Origin of the sequence: Psychrobacillus sp. FSL H8-0484 (assembly GCF_038005325.1) — a bacterium.
Classification (GTDB): Bacteria; Bacillota; Bacilli; order Bacillales_A; family Planococcaceae; genus Psychrobacillus.
Genome location: NZ_JBBOSZ010000001.1, coordinates 1,173,606 through 1,192,010, shown reverse-complemented (window position 1 = coordinate 1,192,010; position 18,405 = coordinate 1,173,606). Strand labels below are relative to the sequence as shown.

Annotated in this window: 17 protein-coding genes; all 17 read right to left on the bottom strand. The window is 36.3% G+C overall.

Translation table 11 applies throughout. From position 1 onward, the window contains the following. Positions 1 to 606: 606 nt before the first annotated feature. The 17 genes from ftsZ to MHH81_RS05355 all read right to left on the bottom strand — a co-directional run bounded on the left by ftsZ (position 607) and on the right by MHH81_RS05355 (position 18,356). Positions 607 to 1,764: a cell division protein FtsZ gene (gene ftsZ, locus MHH81_RS05430; RefSeq protein ID WP_340918797.1), complete on the bottom strand. Its 1,158-nt coding sequence runs from the start codon at positions 1,762 to 1,764 to the stop codon at positions 607 to 609. A 41-nt stretch (positions 1,765 to 1,805) separates the two neighbouring features. Beyond that, complete coding sequence (gene ftsA / locus MHH81_RS05425) at positions 1,806 to 3,107, bottom strand: cell division protein FtsA (protein WP_340918795.1); 1,302 nt, start codon at positions 3,105 to 3,107, stop codon at positions 1,806 to 1,808. 100 nt (positions 3,108 to 3,207) lie between these two features. Then, positions 3,208 to 3,558: a small basic family protein gene (locus tag MHH81_RS05420; protein WP_340918793.1), complete on the bottom strand. Its 351-nt coding sequence runs from the start codon at positions 3,556 to 3,558 to the stop codon at positions 3,208 to 3,210. A gap of 4 nt (positions 3,559 to 3,562) precedes the next feature. Next, on the bottom strand, positions 3,563 to 4,282 hold the full coding sequence (locus MHH81_RS05415; protein WP_340918791.1) for a DUF881 domain-containing protein: 720 nt from the start codon (positions 4,280 to 4,282) through the stop codon (positions 3,563 to 3,565). Between the two features lie 22 nt (positions 4,283 to 4,304). Continuing rightward, on the bottom strand, positions 4,305 to 5,045 hold the full coding sequence (locus MHH81_RS05410; RefSeq protein ID WP_340918790.1) for a DUF881 domain-containing protein: 741 nt from the start codon (positions 5,043 to 5,045) through the stop codon (positions 4,305 to 4,307). Further along, on the bottom strand, positions 5,005 to 5,802 hold the full coding sequence (locus tag MHH81_RS05405; RefSeq protein ID WP_340918787.1) for a cell division protein FtsQ/DivIB: 798 nt from the start codon (positions 5,800 to 5,802) through the stop codon (positions 5,005 to 5,007). The genes MHH81_RS05410 and MHH81_RS05405 overlap by 41 nt, the downstream gene beginning before the upstream one ends. Position 5,803: 1 nt before the next feature. Then, positions 5,804 to 6,871, bottom strand: coding sequence for an FtsW/RodA/SpoVE family cell cycle protein (locus MHH81_RS05400; RefSeq protein WP_340925127.1), 1,068 nt, complete (start codon positions 6,869 to 6,871; stop codon positions 5,804 to 5,806). A 43-nt stretch (positions 6,872 to 6,914) separates the two neighbouring features. Beyond that, a complete protein-coding gene (gene murD / locus MHH81_RS05395) occupies positions 6,915 to 8,270 on the bottom strand; it encodes a UDP-N-acetylmuramoyl-L-alanine--D-glutamate ligase (RefSeq protein ID WP_340918786.1) in 1,356 nt (451 codons plus the stop codon). Position 8,271: 1 nt separating this feature from the next. Beyond that, entirely contained in the window at positions 8,272 to 9,243 is a 972-nt protein-coding gene (mraY, locus tag MHH81_RS05390) for a phospho-N-acetylmuramoyl-pentapeptide-transferase (RefSeq protein ID WP_340918784.1), read from the bottom strand. 50 nt (positions 9,244 to 9,293) lie between these two features. Next, positions 9,294 to 11,147: a penicillin-binding transpeptidase domain-containing protein gene (locus MHH81_RS05385; protein WP_340918782.1), complete on the bottom strand. Its 1,854-nt coding sequence runs from the start codon at positions 11,145 to 11,147 to the stop codon at positions 9,294 to 9,296. A gap of 113 nt (positions 11,148 to 11,260) precedes the next feature. After that, a complete protein-coding gene (locus MHH81_RS05380) occupies positions 11,261 to 13,462 on the bottom strand; it encodes a penicillin-binding transpeptidase domain-containing protein (protein WP_340918780.1) in 2,202 nt (733 codons plus the stop codon). After that, a complete protein-coding gene (gene ftsL / locus MHH81_RS05375) occupies positions 13,459 to 13,827 on the bottom strand; it encodes a cell division protein FtsL (RefSeq protein WP_340918778.1) in 369 nt (122 codons plus the stop codon). The genes MHH81_RS05380 and ftsL overlap by 4 nt, the downstream gene beginning before the upstream one ends. Then, entirely contained in the window at positions 13,828 to 14,778 is a 951-nt protein-coding gene (rsmH, locus tag MHH81_RS05370; RefSeq protein WP_340918776.1) for a 16S rRNA (cytosine(1402)-N(4))-methyltransferase RsmH, read from the bottom strand. An 18-nt stretch (positions 14,779 to 14,796) separates the two neighbouring features. Next, complete coding sequence (mraZ, locus tag MHH81_RS05365; protein WP_340918774.1) at positions 14,797 to 15,228, bottom strand: division/cell wall cluster transcriptional repressor MraZ; 432 nt, start codon at positions 15,226 to 15,228, stop codon at positions 14,797 to 14,799. A gap of 182 nt (positions 15,229 to 15,410) precedes the next feature. Continuing rightward, on the bottom strand, positions 15,411 to 17,027 hold the full coding sequence (gene bshC / locus MHH81_RS05360) for a bacillithiol biosynthesis cysteine-adding enzyme BshC (protein ID WP_340918772.1): 1,617 nt from the start codon (positions 17,025 to 17,027) through the stop codon (positions 15,411 to 15,413). Positions 17,028 to 17,095: 68 nt separating this feature from the next. Next, a complete protein-coding gene (locus tag MHH81_RS21280) occupies positions 17,096 to 17,482 on the bottom strand; it encodes a DUF3397 domain-containing protein (RefSeq protein WP_445678068.1) in 387 nt (128 codons plus the stop codon). Continuing rightward, positions 17,466 to 18,356 carry a ketopantoate reductase family protein gene (locus tag MHH81_RS05355; protein WP_340918771.1) on the bottom strand — a complete coding sequence of 297 codons (891 nt, stop codon included), beginning with the start codon at positions 18,354 to 18,356 and terminating at the stop codon, positions 17,466 to 17,468. Before MHH81_RS05355 ends, MHH81_RS21280 begins: the two co-directional genes overlap by 17 nt. Between the last annotated feature and the right edge of the window lie 49 nt (positions 18,357 to 18,405).

Here is an 18,405-nt window from a genome sequence, read left to right as displayed (position 1 = left end):
TATCGGTCTTTCAAACAAAAATAGGCAACTTCTTGTTCGATTTTGAACAAGAAGTTGCCTATTTCTTTGATCTTTTCTATTCTTTTTCTGTACATTGTGGAACGTTCAAAATACGATATGTCATCAAAGTGGCCTTTAACAATAAATACTTAAACATACGAATCGGAGGAATTGCATTACGCCCATTGTATAACAGTATTTTTTTAATTCTTCCAAGATAAAAGTGAAGTCCACCAGCTCATTGATTTGGCGAAGCATATTATTTTTATTTTAAATAGTATTTATTTTTGGTGATTGGAGTGGAAGGCGGCGACTCCAGCGGGAAAAGTGCGTCCAGGTGAGACCCCGCAGGAGCGCACATAGGAACAAAGGCTAAGAACGCCACCTCGTGTGGCAACGCCTTCGTGACCAACATCCTGTCGGCCTGAGGAGGCTCACGGACCGCCCGCGGAAAGAGTCCGCCTGCAACGGAATCACCTAGATGTTATATTTAATCAAAAAGCGAGTTCTTGAACGACATATCGTTCAAGAACTCGCTAAGAGATGATTAATAGACTTTTTCAATGACCACTGATAGGTGGTTGCTTTCCTATTAATATATAAAGATTAGTTTCTACGTTGACGATTTCTCAAAAACGTCGGAATGTCTAGTGCATCTTCTTGTTGATGACTTGATGTTTGACGTTCTTGGTGTAATGGTTGTTGTGCATGTTGTTCTTCTTTTCGTGGTTCACGATTAGGTGTTGTTGCAGCATGTTGAGCTCTAGCAGCACCGAATCCTGTACCTCTAGGTTGTTTTTGCGTAATTACTTCTTCGTTAAATCCTGTTGCAATTACAGTAACGACAATTTCATCTTTCAAGTTATCATTAATAACTGAACCAAAAATCATATTTACTTCTTCATCCGAAGCAGAAGCAACAATATCAGCAGCTTCTTGAACTTCAAATAAACTTAAATTGGATCCACCTGTAATATTCATAAGCACACCTGTCGCTCCATCAATAGATGTTTCAAGAAGAGGACTTGAGATTGCTTTTTTCGCAGCTTCTGCAGCACGATTCTCACCTGCAGAAATACCAATTCCCATAAGTGCTGCCCCTTTATTGGACATAATCGTTTTAACATCTGCAAAGTCTAGGTTGATTAATCCTGGAACAGCGATTAAATCTGAAATTCCCTGAACCCCTTGACGTAAAACATTATCTGCTTCTCTAAATGCTTCAAGCATTGGCGTATTTTTGTCTACGATTTCAAGTAAGCGATCATTTGGAATAACGATAAGCGTATCAACCGCTTCTTTCATCATCCCGATACCACCTACAGCTTGCGTAGAACGTTTACGTCCTTCAAATGTAAATGGACGAGTAACTACTCCTACAGTTAGAGCTCCTAAATCACGGGCAATTTGAGCAATAACAGGAGCTGCTCCAGTACCGGTTCCTCCACCCATTCCAGCAGTAACAAATACCATATCAGCGCCTCTTAATGCTTCTTCTATTAGCTCTTTGCTTTCTTCCGCTGCTTTCTTTCCAACTTCGGGATTCGCACCTGCTCCTAATCCTCTCGTCAATTTACCACCAATTTGAAGTTTCACTTCGGCTTTTGACATATTTAGAGCTTGTGCATCCGTATTAACTGCTATAAAATCAACACCTTGAACTCCATGTTCGATCATTCGATTTACTGCGTTGTTACCGCCGCCACCGACTCCAATAACTTTAATAATCGCTAATTGATCTTCGTTTGTTTCAAATTCTAACATGCTATTGCCTCCTATATTCTTTCAACTATGATAAAGGTTTGTCATTCAAAAAATTTGTCGAAGAATTTCTTCGCTTTTGTCATCGCACTCTCTTTGTTTTCATTTGTCGAATTTTGTGTTTGTGTTTGTGTTTGTTTTTGTTTTTTTGGACTAGAAACTACTTCATTATGCGCAAGCTGAGATAAAGCAAGGCTATTCCCAATTTTACCATAGAAAAGATCTTCTTTATAGGCATATCTTATAAGACCAACAGCTGTTGTGTATTGCGGCTCACGAACACCAATATAGTCTGGTGTATACAATCTCACTCTTGTTTGTAAAATATGTCTTGCCAGTTGACCAATACCTTCTAATTTTGATACTCCCCCGGTAATAACAACACCACCTGGCAAGTCTTGGAGACCCATACGGTAAAAATCTTCCAATATCAATTCAAACAATTCTTCTAAACGAACCCCAATTATCTCCGCAATATATCGTTGAGAATATTGTTCTTTCATATCTGCACCAATAACTGGAACCTCAAAAAGTTCGTCATCCGAAGCATCATCATAAAAAGCATGTCCATATTTCAATTTAATCATCTCTGCTTGTTCTGTTGGTGTTTTCAAAACAATCGATAAATCTTTTGTAATATGATCTCCACCAACTGGAATAACAGAAGTATTAATCAAATGACCTTCATTGAAAATAGCAATTGTTGTGGATCCGCCACCAATATCAATATAAGCGGTGCCATGATTTTTTTCGTCTTCTGTTAAAGCAAAATGACCGCCTGCTAGAGGCTGTAAATATATCTCTCTTACCTGAAGACCGGCTCTTTCAACACATCTTAACACGTTATGTAAAATTGTTTTTGATGTAGTCATCATGATTCCATCCATCTCAAGACGAGTACCTATCATGCCACGAGGATCTTTAATTTCTTCCAAGTGGTCGACGATAAATTGCTTTGGCGCAATATTAATTAGCTCTCTCTCAGGAGGAATAGACATTACTTGAGCAGATTCGATTACACGTTCCAAATCTCCATCCGTAATTTCTCTATCTTCTCTATTAACAGCTACTACACCTTTAACGTTTTGTATGTTTGCTAAGTTAGCAGGGATTCCTAACACTATTTCTTGAATAGACATTCCAATCATTCTTTCAGCCTCACTTACGGCTTTTTTAATAGACTGAACTGTTGCATCTATATCTACAATGGTGCCTTTACGGATTCCATTTGACTTTACATTTCCTACTCCTATAACATGCAGCGAGTCATCATTCATTTCTCCAATCAAAACTTTAATGGAAGAAGACCCGATATCTAATGATACGTACAATTCAGATTGATTCAACCCGTAGCACCTCCTAAAAACTCTTTATTTATTATTCTATTGTAAAAAAGGGATAAAGTCTAAAATTTTCTAAAGAAATAGTAAATTAATCATGAAAACTTTATGCATTTTTTCTCTCACTCCATTTTGTTAATAAAATTCTTCGTATTACAGCGATATTTTGAAACAAACGCACACCGAATGCAAATATAGCAGCTAAGTATAAATCAACCCCCAGATGAACTCCTAAGAAGGCTAGCGCAGCTGCTAGCGCAATATTAAAGAAGAATCCAGATACAAATACCTTATCATCATAGACATGCTGCAATTGTGCTCGAATTCCTCCGAACAGAGTATCTAATGCAGCTAAAACGGCTATGGACAAATAGCTTTCATATATTTTTGGAATTTGTATATCTGTTAAAAGACCAAGTGAAATTCCAAGTATTAGACCTAATAATGGTAACCACATTTCATTACTCTCCTCCTGGAACTTCTTGTAGAAATTGCTTACTTACTGTTTGGTCATATGCAGATATACTCATGCTATGTTGTGGCTCTCCAATTACTAGTCTTAAATTATCAATATAAAAGTCGTCGCCTATTGCTGAAGCCTCCAATTGATTGTACATTTTTTTGGCATCTTCATATGTAGAAGTTCCTATTTTAATGTTAAATGGAGCATGTCTAATCGCAAGGTTGTTTACAGTTGTTTTACCATTAACATCTCTTATAGCAGAGGAGTATATAATCCGTTTCCCGTCTACTTCTACTGCTTTTGCTTTAAATCGATTAATTTCATTTATTAAACGGACAAGTAAATCGGGTGAAATCTCTTCTATTGCTTGTCCTACAATCATACTTTCTAAAGAGGGTTCTACAGTTATCATAAGCCCTGGACTATTCACATCAACTAATCCAATTTCTCTTTCTAACTGTTCCACCGTATCATTTAAAGCAATTTTCGGACTTTCGTTGACCATATTCTCGTATTTACCAATAGTTTGTTCAAGTACACGTACTTCCGATAATAACTCTGAATGTAATTCTGTTTCTTTCGCTAGTTCTTGTCGAATTGCCCAAATATCTCTCGTATCTCTAGTTTCTGGATTTTGTACTGTATTATATTGAACCGATAACATAAAACCAACTATTAACAAAATTATAGTAAACCGAATATAGACGGTTCTTTTCATTATTCGGCCCCCTTCACCTTTGTTAGTTTTTATCGCCTCGTAAAGCTGGCATAGTTATTTTCTCTCTTTCTTCGACAGTAACTACAAGATTGTCGCTTGTTAGCTGATCCACAATTCCTCCACTCAAATTAACGGAGGCTAATAATACGGATGGATCACCTACTGCTTCAATTGTAAATGGCGCCGGAAATGTCTTGCCATCTACCGTAATAACCGGGCCTGTACAACGTATAAACGAATTCGCATGAAGTCTCTGTCCATTAATGGAAATAGCTTCAGCACCAGAAATTTTTAATTCATTTATCACTTTAAAAACATGACTTTCATGCACAATGTAGTCATTTGGATTTTCTTGAGATGGATTATAAGCGCCATCTTGTAAAGAAACCGCAATCCCTTTTCCTTGAGAAGGTATATCACCTATTAATAACCTTAGCTTTTCTGCTTCTTTTACTAACTCTTCTACACTTTCTTCACTACTTGCAAATGACTGTTCAAAATCTCTAATTTCCTGTTGTTTTTCATTAATTTCTTCCGTGAGATCTTTGTTTTTTTCTTTTTGATTAATCAATTCTTCTCTATATTTCTCCATTTCCTCGAATGAATAGGAATTCCCAGAAGTTTCTTTTTCGTTTTTGGAAGAAACACTATAGGAGTAGGCGAGAATAAAACCTAGCACTAAACTTACCATGGAAATGAGTACTAACCCTCTAGAAGGAATTTTAAGGAGTCTGCTCTTCTTCAAGCTCCGTCGCCTCCTCATCTGTCTGTTCGCCATATACATCTACATATGGTTGGAAAAATGACCCTACTTCCAAATCTATAATTCCCTTCACAGCTGGTTCAAGCTGCGAAAAAATGAAGGGATAAAAATTCATTTTCTCAGAGAATGAAGGGATCATCGCTTGTACCTCATTGCCATCATTCATAAACACTTGTATGGAATGTTTGTCATTCTCATTCGGCGTATAATTTATTTGTGAAATAGTTAATAGAACTTCGCTATTTAAGTTTTTTAACTCTTTTATTAAACGCAGTCGAATTTTTTCATCATCAAATCCTGACAATATCGGCCCTTCTAACGGTAAGACTTGTCCATCTGGATCCATAATCTCTCCGTTTTCTAGGGTAATACGAAGAAAGTCTCCATCTTCTACATATCCAATTTGTTTATATTCTTCTATTTGAATTTCCACTTCAGTTAACCATTTTCGTTTCACAGTAACTGCTTTTACCCACTTATTTTGTTTCAGTAATTCCTCTAAATTCTTTTCTCTAAACCCCCACATGGAGTCACCAATTTCCAACGAAATTTGCTCTATGTACTGTTCTTTTGGAACAAGTGATGCCCCGTCCAATGTAATTGTTTGGACTTGGCTATACGAAGATTGAAAATAGAGGACTACCAATAATGTTGAGACAAAGAGAAAAAGTAGAATGGAAAACTTTTTGTTTGTTCTACGTCTTCTACGCTCTTTTAAAGTAGGTATGCGATCCTCAATATCTATGATTTTTTCCATTCTACCGCCTCCCTTCATTTGAAGATGTATTTGCTAAATTTAATATGATGCCAATGATTCCCCACGTCATAACTAGAGAAGATCCTCCATAGCTAATGAATGGCAGTGTAACTCCAGTAACAGGAAGTAAACCAGTTACCACTCCCATATTTAAAAACGTTTGTACTACCAATAAAGAAGTAAATCCGATGATCATTAGTTGAGCTTCCCTCGTTTTTGCTCTTGCAGCCATCGTAAAGCTTGTCGAAAAAAACATAACAAAAGCTGTAATGACGATTAACCCACCAATAAAACCTGTTTCTTCAAGCAAAATGGAGAAAATAAAATCATTTTGAGGCTCTGGCAAGTATAAAAACTTTTGTCTACTGTTCCCATATCCAAAGCCAAACAGTCCAGCGGGCCCTATAGCCAGCAAAGATTGAATTGCTTGAAACCCTGATCCTAAAGGATCCTTCCATGGATCTAAAAAAGCTTGAATTCGAACAAGTCTATAGGGAGCTGAAACAATTAATAATACAAAAGCAATAATTCCTGACATTCCAATAGCTGCAAAAAATTTCATTGGAAGACCCGCTGCAAATAATAAGAAGAAAACCCCAACGACAAGGACAAATGCTGAACCAAAATCAGGCTGCAGCATGATAAGACCAATTGGCAATATTAGTAATACAGCACTTTGAATATATACTTTACTTTTTGATTTCTTTTCATTTGCTAATGCACTAGCTAGCACTCCTAAAACAGAAATTTTAGCTAGCTCAGCCGGCTGGAAATTCATAAAACCGAGTGAAATCCAGCTTTGAGAACCATTTCGCACTACACCTATACCCGGTATTAATACACCAACTAACAATGCAATGGATACTAAATACAATACACGCCAAAATATCGGAAGTCGGATAAGGCCATTATTTTGAATAAAAAAGGCTCCTAAAATTCCAACAATTAAATAACTCCCTTGCTTCAATGCAAATGGCAATTGTCCTTTATAATGTACTTCGCTCCAATAAGAGCCTGCTGAGTGTACAAATAGAATTCCAATAATGGATAGAAAAAGGACGGAGGAGATGAAAAGTAACTTTCTTTTATCTTTCGATTATTTCATCCTTTCATTACTCTTGTAACGCTAGAACTTTTTCTATAAACTCATCCCCACGAAGCTCAAAGCTTTCGTATTGGTCCCAGCTTGCACAAGCCGGTGATAATAAAACAACATCTCCTTCTACCGAAACGTTTACCCCTTCTCGCATTGCTTCTGCTAAGTTGTTCACTTGAATGACAGTAGGAATACCTTGTTGTTCTCCAAACTCCTGCAAACGATCGGCAGTTTCCCCAAAGTGAATTAAAGCTTTCACATTATGTAAATAAGGGACTAATTCATCAAATGAGTGTCCACGATCCACTCCGCCAGCGATTAAAATAATTGGTTCCGAGAAGCCTTCTAATGCGCTCTTTGTAGCAAGAGCATTTGTAGCTTTGGAGTCATTATAAAACTTGCGACCTTTCCACTCTCTAACAAATTGGGTACGATGCTTAACCCCTTGAAATGTAGAAAGCACATGTAGGATACTTTCCAAAGAACAATCCATAAGTAATGCAGAAGCAGTTGCTGCTAACACATTTTCTAGATTATGTTTACCACGAAGTGCGATAATCGAACGTTCAAACAGTTTTTCCCCATTCCAATATATATACAAATCATCGGCACTTATGCCATCGTTTGTTTTATTACTAACATAGAATGGTACTTTGGAAGCCATGCTTTTATTAGCATAATCTGTAACTATCCTTTGTTCTCCGTTAAAAATAAACCAGTCTGTAGCATCTTGATTTTTGGCAATATTAAATTTTGCATCCGTGTATTCTTGGAAATCAGTATGATAATCTAAATGAGCTTCATACAAATTCAGCAATACAGAGATTTTTGGTTTTAACTGCTCTACACCCATCAACTGAAATGATGATAATTCCGTTACAATCGTATTTTCATTCGAAGCTTCGTTCGCAACGCTACTTGCAACTGTTCCGATATTTCCGGCAATTAGCGGATGCTTATCACCTGCTGCTAGCATTTCATAAATTAAAGTCGTTGTAGTCGTTTTCCCATTTGAACCTGTTATTCCAATCATCGGTGCATCACTAATTCGATAAGCTAGTTCTACCTCTGTCCAAACTGGAATGCCTCTTTTTTGGGCTTCTTTAATGACTACGTTTGTATACGGAATCCCTGGATTCTTAACAACAAGACTGAAACCCTCGTCTAAAAGATCCTCGGGGTGACTTCCACAAATAACAGTTAACCCTTTTGTAAGTAAATACTGTGCGTTATCATTTTGTTCAAAGGGCTTAGAATCATTGACAGTTACAAATGCACCTAAATCATGCAAAATTTCTGCTGCAGCTGTACCACTTTTCGCTAAACCTAGTACAAGTATTTTTTTATGATAGACAAACGGTAATTGTTTCACTTTACATCACCTCCATTATTACTACCAGCATTGCTGCAATAAAGTTAATCGCCCAAAATACGGTTACGATTTTACGTTCATTCCATCCAGAAAGTTCAAAATGATGATGGATCGGGCTCATTTTGAAAATTCGCTTGCCTGTCGTTTTAAAGCTAATCACCTGTAAAATAACAGATAACGTTTCGATCACAAATATTATCCCAACAAGTAATAGTAATACCTCTTGTTTTACTAAAATGGAGACCATTGCAAGAGCTCCACCTAATGCAAGAGATCCTGTATCACCCATGAATACTTGCGCTGGGTTTTTATTGAATAAAAGAAATCCTAAAAGTGCTCCAGCTACACTAAAAGCAAAGATCGCAATGTCCGCTTGTTCATAAGCAAGTGCAAGTACTGCGAATGTTGCAAAGGAGACCGATGCTGTTCCAGACACTAATCCATCTAATCCATCAGACAGATTTACTGCATTTGAAAATCCAACTAACCAAAAGATGAGAAATGCTACATAAAATTGTCCAAGTGAAAAATGTATATCTGTAAAAGGAATTGCAAGAGATGTATCAAATGGTCCAAGCTTTAATAAGAAATACGCGATAACCGAAATAATAATTTGGCCAATCAATTTTTGAATGGATGTTAAGCCAAGATTACGTTTTAATACTACTTTAATAAAATCATCTAAAAAACCAATTAGACCAAATCCAACTAATATGATGAGCAAGACAATTGATTGCGTCGTTAGCTCACCAAAGTATAATGAAATTGCAAGTGTGGAAACAATAATGGAAGTTAAAAATATAAGTCCTCCCATAGTTGGTGTACCTGCTTTTTTCTGATGTGATTCTGGGCCTTCTTCTCTTATGCTTTGCCCAAATTTCATCCTCCTTAAATAAGGGATGACGATTGGGGCAAGAATAACAGATAAGAGAAAGCTAACAAAAAGGGTAATGATCGTTGTAGATAATGTCATGAAAAAATCTCCTTAAAAACAATGAGCTATTAATAAACGCTATAGTTATTTTATTTTGTGTAAACATGTATGGTCCCATCCAATGGAATAAGACTTTTTTCTTTTGGTAACTGGTCTAGTATTTCTTCCCCTTCCCCGTGCCAAACAATGGAGAAAGGATACATATAGGATGTTACTTCTTTTTTCTTCACTCCTACTAAATTTGGAACACGAACTTGCTGAATATCCCCCCATCTATATTCTTTTTCTAGCTGTTTACCACCGGCTTTAATTTCGAGGGAGTCTTCAATAATTTGACCAACTATTGGTGCAGCAATAACTGACCCAAATACTAAAGAATTTTTGGGATTATCGATTGCAACGTATACAACTATTTCTGGATTATCCGCTGGGGCAAAACCGATAAAAGATACGATATATTCACCGTCCATATATTTACCGTCTTTTACCTTTTGGGCAGTTCCTGTTTTTCCACCAATTCGCAAACCATCTCTATACGCATGCCTTCCAGAGCCTAACGCTACAACACGTTCTAGCGCATCACGAACTTTTGCAGACGTTTCTTCACTGATTACTTGGTTTTTCATCTCTGGTTCGGTACTCGATAAAATATCATTCGTTTCTCCGTCTAAAACATTTTTAACAATAAAAGGTTTATATAAATAACCGCCGTTTACTGCTGCAGCAACTGCTTGCACTTGTTGTATTGGTGTTACCGATATCCCTTGACCGAATGATGTGGTGGCATGCTCGACAGGTCCATAACCTTCTTTACTAAATAGAATGCCCGTTGATTCGCCAGCCATTCCAGAACCTGTTGACTGTCCAAAACCAAATTTACGTATGTAGTCCTGAAGCTTATCAGGACCTACTCTTCTTCCTAACTCGATAAAACCTGGATTACAGGAGTCTTGGACTACTTCTAGGAAAGTTTCATCCCCATGCCCTTGTCTTTTCCAACATCTTAGCCTTGCACCTTCTACCATCGTATATCCAGCATCAAAAAAATGATCATTTTCCAGATCCACAACATTCTCTTCTAGTGCAGCACTTAATGTTATTATTTTAAATGTCGAACCGGGTTCAAATGTCATCCAAACTGGTAAATTACGATTATAAATAGTAGAGTCCACTTCTTGATAATTAGCAGGATCAAAGTTTGGAGCAGATGCGAGTGCGAGTATTTCTCCTGTATTAGGATTCATTGCAATACCAATAGCTTGCGTTGCATCATACTTCAGCATTGCTTGAGAAAGCTCTCTTTCTACGACTTCCTGAATTTTCATATCAATTGTTAATTGGACATGATTCCCAGTAACGCCACTTTTCCAACCATCATCCACATGAGGGAGAGGTACCCCTTTTGCATCTGTAAACATACGTATTGCTGATGACTTCCCTTTTAATATGGAATCATATTGGTATTCAATACCTGCAAGTCCTTGAGCATCGTAACCAGTGAATCCTAGCAATCTCGAAAGCATCTCCCCATGTGGATAGTCTCGTATATAATCGACACCCGCATACAGGCCATTTATATTTTTATCTTGAATTTCCATCGCAAGTTCGGTCGAAATATTTTTTCCTGCTGGCGCAATTTTAACTATAGAAGCTCTTTTATTAAGTTGTTTAAATAGTGCTTCTTTTTCCATTTCTATAAGTGGTGCAATTTGCTCCGCAACCTTTTCTGGTTCATCGTTTTGAGATGGCATATAAAATAAGGTTGGTGAAAGCTTATTTCCTACGATTACATCACCATTTCTATCCAATATATTACCTCGAAGTGATGCGTATGGTAATTCTCGATCCCAGCTTTCTTTCGCCTTCAGCGTCAGTTCATCAAATTGAAAAAACTGAAGTTGTATTAACTTCGAAGCAACTAACAAGAATAATATAACCGTCATAATCCAAATCATCCGCAAACGTATAATTTGTTTTATTTTAGAAATTACTTTTTCCCCTTTTATCCGTTTTAGATAGCGTATGAAAAAATGGCACTAACTATTCTATCACTCTTTTAGTCTTGTGGAAGAGCTTCCTCTGTTTCCTCTACCAAATGAGCATTTGTAGTTTCCTCTGGAGTCTCTAATTGAACGACTATTGGAGTGTTATCTGAAACTACAGAACCTGCTGTCAGACTTTGTTTTGTTACGAATCCTTCTCCAATAATTTCTATTGGAAGATTTGCTAATGATTTATAAATCATTAAATTCCTTTTGGACCAACCAGAGAAATTTGGTAGTTGAATTTCCCCTTGTCCTTTAATAAATACCAACCCACTGGAAATAATAGAAGTTCCGGCTGTTGGGTATTGCTCCACTACATTTTCTGACTGTCCAATTATAACAGTTTTCAATCCTTGTGACTCTAGTGCTATTTGGCTTTCCACAACATTATTTCCAACAACATCTGGCATTTCAATTGGTTCCGATAATTCAAGATTTTCGGGTTGAATATTTAAATACTTCAGACTATTTTCTGTCACGGAATTAAATATATCTGAAACAGGCTGCGACCCAACTTCAGTATCTTCTAATTGTGGTTTATGAACTGTAACATATACAACTAACTGAGGATCCTCGACAGGTGCCATTCCAAGGAAAGAATATAAAAATAATTCACGCCCCCAATAATATCCTCCATCAGGTTTTGCAATTTGCGCTGTCCCTGTTTTCCCAGCGGTTGTATATTCATTTAACTTAAATCGTTTTGCTGTACCATGTTCTGATGTAACCGTACTTGCCAGTATTTCTTTTACCTGATCAGCAGTCTTTGCTGAAATCGGCGACTCTTTTTCAATAGGCTCATGGTTACTTACTATTTCACCCGTATTCGGATTAACAATTTTGTCGATGACATACGGCTGCATCATTTTCCCTTTATTCGCAATGGCTGTCATGGCTTGTACTAACTGAATAGGTGTAACTGTGGAACCTTGCCCATAAGTGGTTGTCACTCTATTGATCGGGTACTGATCACTTATTATTCCACTTGCTTCGTTTGGCAAGTCAATTCCAGTTTTCTGACCAAATCCAAAACGATGAATATAGTCAATAAAGGTATCTTCCCCTAGACGTTGAAGCAAATAAGCCATTGAAACGTTGGAAGAACGTTGAAACCCTTCTAGAAAGGTAATATTCCCCCAACCTACCACGTTATGATCTCGAATTGTTCGGTCATATACACTGTACGAACCTGATTTATACGTTGCATTAGGGTCCCATACACCTTCTTCAATTGCCGCAGCTAACGTGAAAATTTTCATCGTTGAGCCAGGTTCAATTGTTTGTTCGGTTGCTTCGTTTAACCAGTTGGTTGATAGGCCCTCTCTCGTGTTCGGCTCAAATGTTGGCCTTTGAGACATCGCTAGAATTTCGCCCGTTTTTGGGTTTGCTACAATTGCGGTCATACGTTCCGGACTATATTTCTCTTCCGCTTTATTCAGTGCATCTTCTAAAAAGTTTTGAATGGTTTTATCAATGGTTAAGTAGATATCTTGTCCATTTTGTGGCTCCGTCACCATTTTCTCAGCATTCGGTAGTAAAAATCCCTTTGTATCACTTTTAAATTCTACTTTTCCAGCAGTTCCTGTTAACTCTTTGTTATAAATATATTCAAGTCCCATTTTTCCTACTGTATAGTCTTCCCCATCTTCTGTTTCTTCTTTAAGGGCAAAGCCAATTAGGTGAGAAGCAAACTCCCCATTGGGATATAGCCTTTTCAAATCTTGAATGAAAATAATACCAGGTAGCTGATACCCTTGTATCTCCATCATTTCTTCATGACTAATGTCTCTTCCCGCTTTTCCGAATTCTACTTGATATTTTTCAGCTTTTATATTTTTATTGAGTAAATCTAGTATTTCCTGTTCTGTCATATCAATATATTTCGATAATACTTGAGCCGTTTTTGCTGGATCAATTACATGTCGAGGAATACTACTATTCTTGGAAGCATCCGATCTAATAACGGCAATCATTTTATAGCTTATTGTATCTTCCACAATGACTTCTCCATTACGATCTAAAATTTTCCCTCTACTTGCTTGTAAAACTTGTTCTCTACTATACTTGGAATCTGCTCTTGTTGCTAACACTTGCCCTTCTGCTGTTCCAGTTACTTGGATAAATAAAAATCGGCTTAGCAATAGAAAAAAGAGCCCTCCATAAAGTAAAAACATTAGAAAGGCTCCCCATTGAAAACGAAATTTCTTATTCATTGTCCTGGTACTACCTTTACGTTTTGCTCATTCAGTTTCAAACCGAGCTCTTCCGCCTTTTTCCAAATACGCTTATAGGTAGATAATTCGCTTACTTGAATGGACAAGTCTGTATTTTCTTTTGAAGTCGTGTCTATTTGTTGTTCAAGTAGTGAAATGTCCGCAGTTGTTGCACGAACATTCGCTTGAGTTTGAATAATCATTATACCAAGTATAGTTACGACAGTTAATAACATAAGAAACAGAACTCGTTCACCTTTTGTAATTAGATACCTCTGTTGTTTTGCTTGCTTCTTCAATTGTGGTTGTTTAGGAGAAGAAGGCTGAGTTATGTAAGTTCTTGACTGATGATTACGTAAAGCCATTTAAACACTTCCCTTTTCAATTAGTTTTTCCACAATTCGCAGCTTAGCAGAACGAGAACGATTATTTACCTCTAATTCTTCTTCCGATGGCAAAATCGGCTTTCTTGTTACTAGTTTTAACATTGGCTCCATGCCTGCTGGAATTACTGGCAAGTTAGGCGGCAAGTTAGGTACCGATGATGCTTCTTTGAAAATTGTTTTAGTTAATCTATCTTCTAGAGAATGGAATGTAATAACACTTACTCTTCCACCCACTTTAATCATTCGAATTGCATCTTCTAAGGAATCCTCTGCTGCTCCTAGTTCATCATTAACAGCTATTCGGATTGCTTGGAAAATTCTTTTAGCTGGATGTCCACCAGTTCTCCTTGCAGCTGCAGGTATCCCTGCTTTTATTAACTCTACTAATTGAAATGTTGTTTCGATCGGAGCTACTTCTCTTGCTTGTTCTATTTTTCGCGCTACTTGCTTCGAAAATTTCTCTTCTCCATATCGGAAAAAGATTTTCACTAGTTTTTCATACGGCCAATCATTCACTACATGGAAAGCTGTTAACTCACTTGTTTGATCCATTCGCATATCTAATGGTGCATCGTAGTTGTAACTAAAACCACGTTCTGGAGTATCTAGTTGAGGTGATGAAACACCTAAGTCATATAAAATACCGTCTACTTTTTCAATCCCTATTTTATATAGTTCTTCTTTTAAATAACGGAAATTAGCATGAACAAATGTTACTTGATCTAAATAGGCTGCAAGTTTAATCTTTGCATTCTCGATAGCAGTCATGTCTTGATCGAAACAGATTAACCTGCCCTGTTCGTTTAATTGTTTAACTAAATATTCACTATGTCCCGCTCCGCCAAGGGTACAGTCTACATAAATACCATCTGGACGAATAGCTAGTCCATCTACTGTTTCTTTAAGTAATACGGTTGTGTGATGAAACAAGCTCTTTCCCTCCAATTCTTATATATCAAAACCGATCATATTTTCCGCAATATCATTAAAGGAATCCTCAGATTCTTCAAAGTAATTTTCCCAAGCTTCCTTCGCCCAAATTTCAAGACGATTTGAAACGCCAAGTACTATACATTCTTTGTCCATTTTTGCATAGGAACGAAGATTATTCGGAATGTTAATACGGCCTTGTTTATCTATTTCAACTTCAGTAGCACCCGAGAAGAAAAAACGAGTAAAAGCACGTGCATCTTTTTTGGTGACAGGAAGTTCTTTTAATTTTTCTTCGAGCTTTCGCCATTCATTCATAGGATAACCAAATAAGCAATTATCAAGACCACGTGTTAAAACAAAGTAATCTTCTAAATGCTCACGAAATTTGGAAGGTATAATTAACCGACCTTTCGCATCAACGTTATGTTGATATTCGCCCATGAACATGCTACTCACCCCACTTTATGTCAATAACATACCACATCCCCCCACTTTCCTCCACTCATTTCTTAAAAATATAACTATAATTTTACAAAATGGATAAATAGTACTTATTGAGACAGTAATAGTGCGGATTTGACATAAAATTTAACATAAAAAAGCCCCACATTTTATTGTGGGGCCCAGGTTTATATATATACTACATGATGCTTTCCATTAAATTCATACTTAACCTCTAAAAGGTCATTAACAAGACTTAATCCTACTTCATTTAATAATTGAAGTGGTGAATAGATTCTTTCCTGTAGCCCACCATTAGGAGTCAGTTCCATCGTAATTTGTTCGTATCGATAAATAGAAGCATCTAGCTTCCCAATTAAAGTATCTTCTATCGCATTTCCTAAAAATGATAGCTGTTTTTCATGATAAAGCAAATTTTTCTGAACTAATGGAGTTAATTTCAAATCTTCACTTAATAGAAGTTGCTCTAGTCCTTCATACTTAGCTGCAAGTTCTTCTCTCATTTTTTCAATCATTTGTGGAATTTGTTCATTTCGGTGGTCGTTGATGTATTGAACTTTTGCCTCTTCGACTAATCCGCCCCACACATCTTGAATTGTAAACGATAACTTTTCTAGCAAAGACTGCGTTTTAGAATTCACAATTGTTACACTCAAGCGAGGCATAATGACAGGCATCTTCATATTAAATAATTCAAATGCTGTTTTTAATGTAGCCCAGTATGCGATTTCTCCTGGTCCACCGATAAAACTTAAAGTAGGGAAGACCATTTCTTGCATAATTGGTCTTGTTACTACATTATTACTTAGCTTTTCCGGGTGATTTTTCGCTATATCCATCAATTCTTCTTTGGTAAATGAAATTCCTTTTGCCTCATGGATGAACATATGATCTTTTCTTTCTAATAAAAAGCGTTCTCCATCTTCCACATAAAATAAGTGAGCAGCTGATTCTTTTGTTTGAATCGGTGTTCCAAATCCAGCATGCTCAAAGACTGCTTCATGTTCAAATACAACTTTAGCTAGTTCCGAAGACTGTTGTACAAACAATTGGAAGTACTCACTTTCCAATTGTCGAAATGGTCCATATGCTGCATCTATTAGAAGCAAGCCTTCTTCTTGAAAAAGATCATTCATTAATGCAGCAAAGAAGTCTGGATAATTATTATTTCCCTCTAAAAGATACATGACTTTTGAAAAGAGCTCTTTCGTATACAATGTTTCCGGCAGACTTTGAAAAATTTCATCTAAATAATTTAGCATTAATTGTTTATCAAAATTTGTATCAGATGCCATCTTTTTTATTCTTGATTTTTCGGGATATACAAGTTTTTGAAGTTTTCTACTTCTCTCTATGTAAACATGGTTTATCTCATCAATATCGTGATCTTCCCCTGCAATCCAGAAAACAGGTATGACCGGCACTCCTAAAATATCTCTTTGTTGCTTTGCTAATGTAATAACAGAAATTGCTTTGTGGATGGAATACATTGGACCTGAAAGAACCCCTGCTTGCTGCCCTCCGATTACAACCACACCATTATCCTCTAATTCTTCTAAATGCTTTCTACTTTTTTCGGATATACCAAACTTACTCATATAGTTTGTTAATACTTTTACAAGTTCATTTCTTTTATGTTTGCTAAAGTCAGTTTCCTGAAGTCTTTTAATAAGTGCCTTTTGATTCCACTCATAATGAAAGAATGAAGATAAACTAGCTGTATCCTCTAAATACTTCTTATAAAATGAGGAAGCGAATGGTTGTGTGTATTGCTCTAATCGCACGATTTTTCCACCTCTTTACTATAAATACTTAAAGAGTATATCACTTCATAAGTAATAGGTAAAAATAATTAGCTTATATATTGCAAAACATATCGGATAACTCCGAATAACCATAGAAATCCATATAATACGCAAAGAAGAAGAAAAAATAGTCTCCAAATTTTTCGTAAAAGAGGGATAACTTCTATTTCTTTTTTTGATCGCCATTCAAAATAAGTAATAATGGTAGCTATTAATATGGAACTTACCACTAAAATAAACCCTATATTTTCGGAAAACACAATTGAATAGACAAGGGAAACCGACAAATATAAAAATAGAGTTGTGACATCAGCTGCAATTCCAAGTGACTTTTTTCGTTTATGTAAAATATATTTAGAAATGCTAAAAACTATTACATATATTAATACAGGAAACAAAATGAAAAAAGAAAGAATCTTAACGATCTCTTTCACCTACCTTATTCGCTTCAATTAACAATAAATAAAATGTATTTAGTATTGGTAATGCTTTATTTCTTTTAGTTGCTTCCTCGATAATTGCCCCAACTATCGTATCGAGTTCCATAACACGACCATTTTCATAATCTTTTAACATAGAGGAACGATTATATTCGGTATTTTTGCAAAGTGTCACTACTTCTTCCCAGCTAAGATGCTCTTTCCATTCTTCAAACGCTTCGATCAATTCATCGTATACACTCTTTAATATCTTTTTATATGTATCATTCTTTATGAGTTCCCCGTTTTGGACTTTTGTAATGGTTGTTAAAGGATTAATGAGGCAATTTAACATCGCTTTTTTAAAAAGAATCCGCTCTATATTTGTGGTGAACTGAAGTGGGAAGTCTTCTTTTTCAGTACAGAGAAACTCTTTCATTCTACTCCAATTTCCTTTATACAGACCAATAGAGGTTATTCCTACACCTAAATGTTGAACAGTAGTAGAATTTACTTTCGTTGCTCCATGCAAAACAGAACCAAGAATTATTGTATGTTGTTTTAAATTTTCTACATAAGGCAAATGGAGTAACCCATTTTGCAAAAATAAAAGAGGAGTTTTAGGGGGTATTAAATCTAGTTCTTTTTTTAGCTGATGCAAGTGATGGTATTTCACTGCGATAATAACTAAATCCATGTCATACAGTTTTTCTATGCTATAAACAAGATTGCAATGGATTGGCTGTTGAGAAGTATCGCCTTTTTCTATGTATAATTGATCAGTCATTTCACGATTGCGGATTAAAAAGGTCACATCATGCTTTGCTTCCGATAAATAAGCACCAAATAACATACCAATAGCTCCTGCACCTACAATACCAATGTTCATCTCAATCACCTCAAGTTATAAAAAGGTCTACCAAGAAGGCAGACCTTAT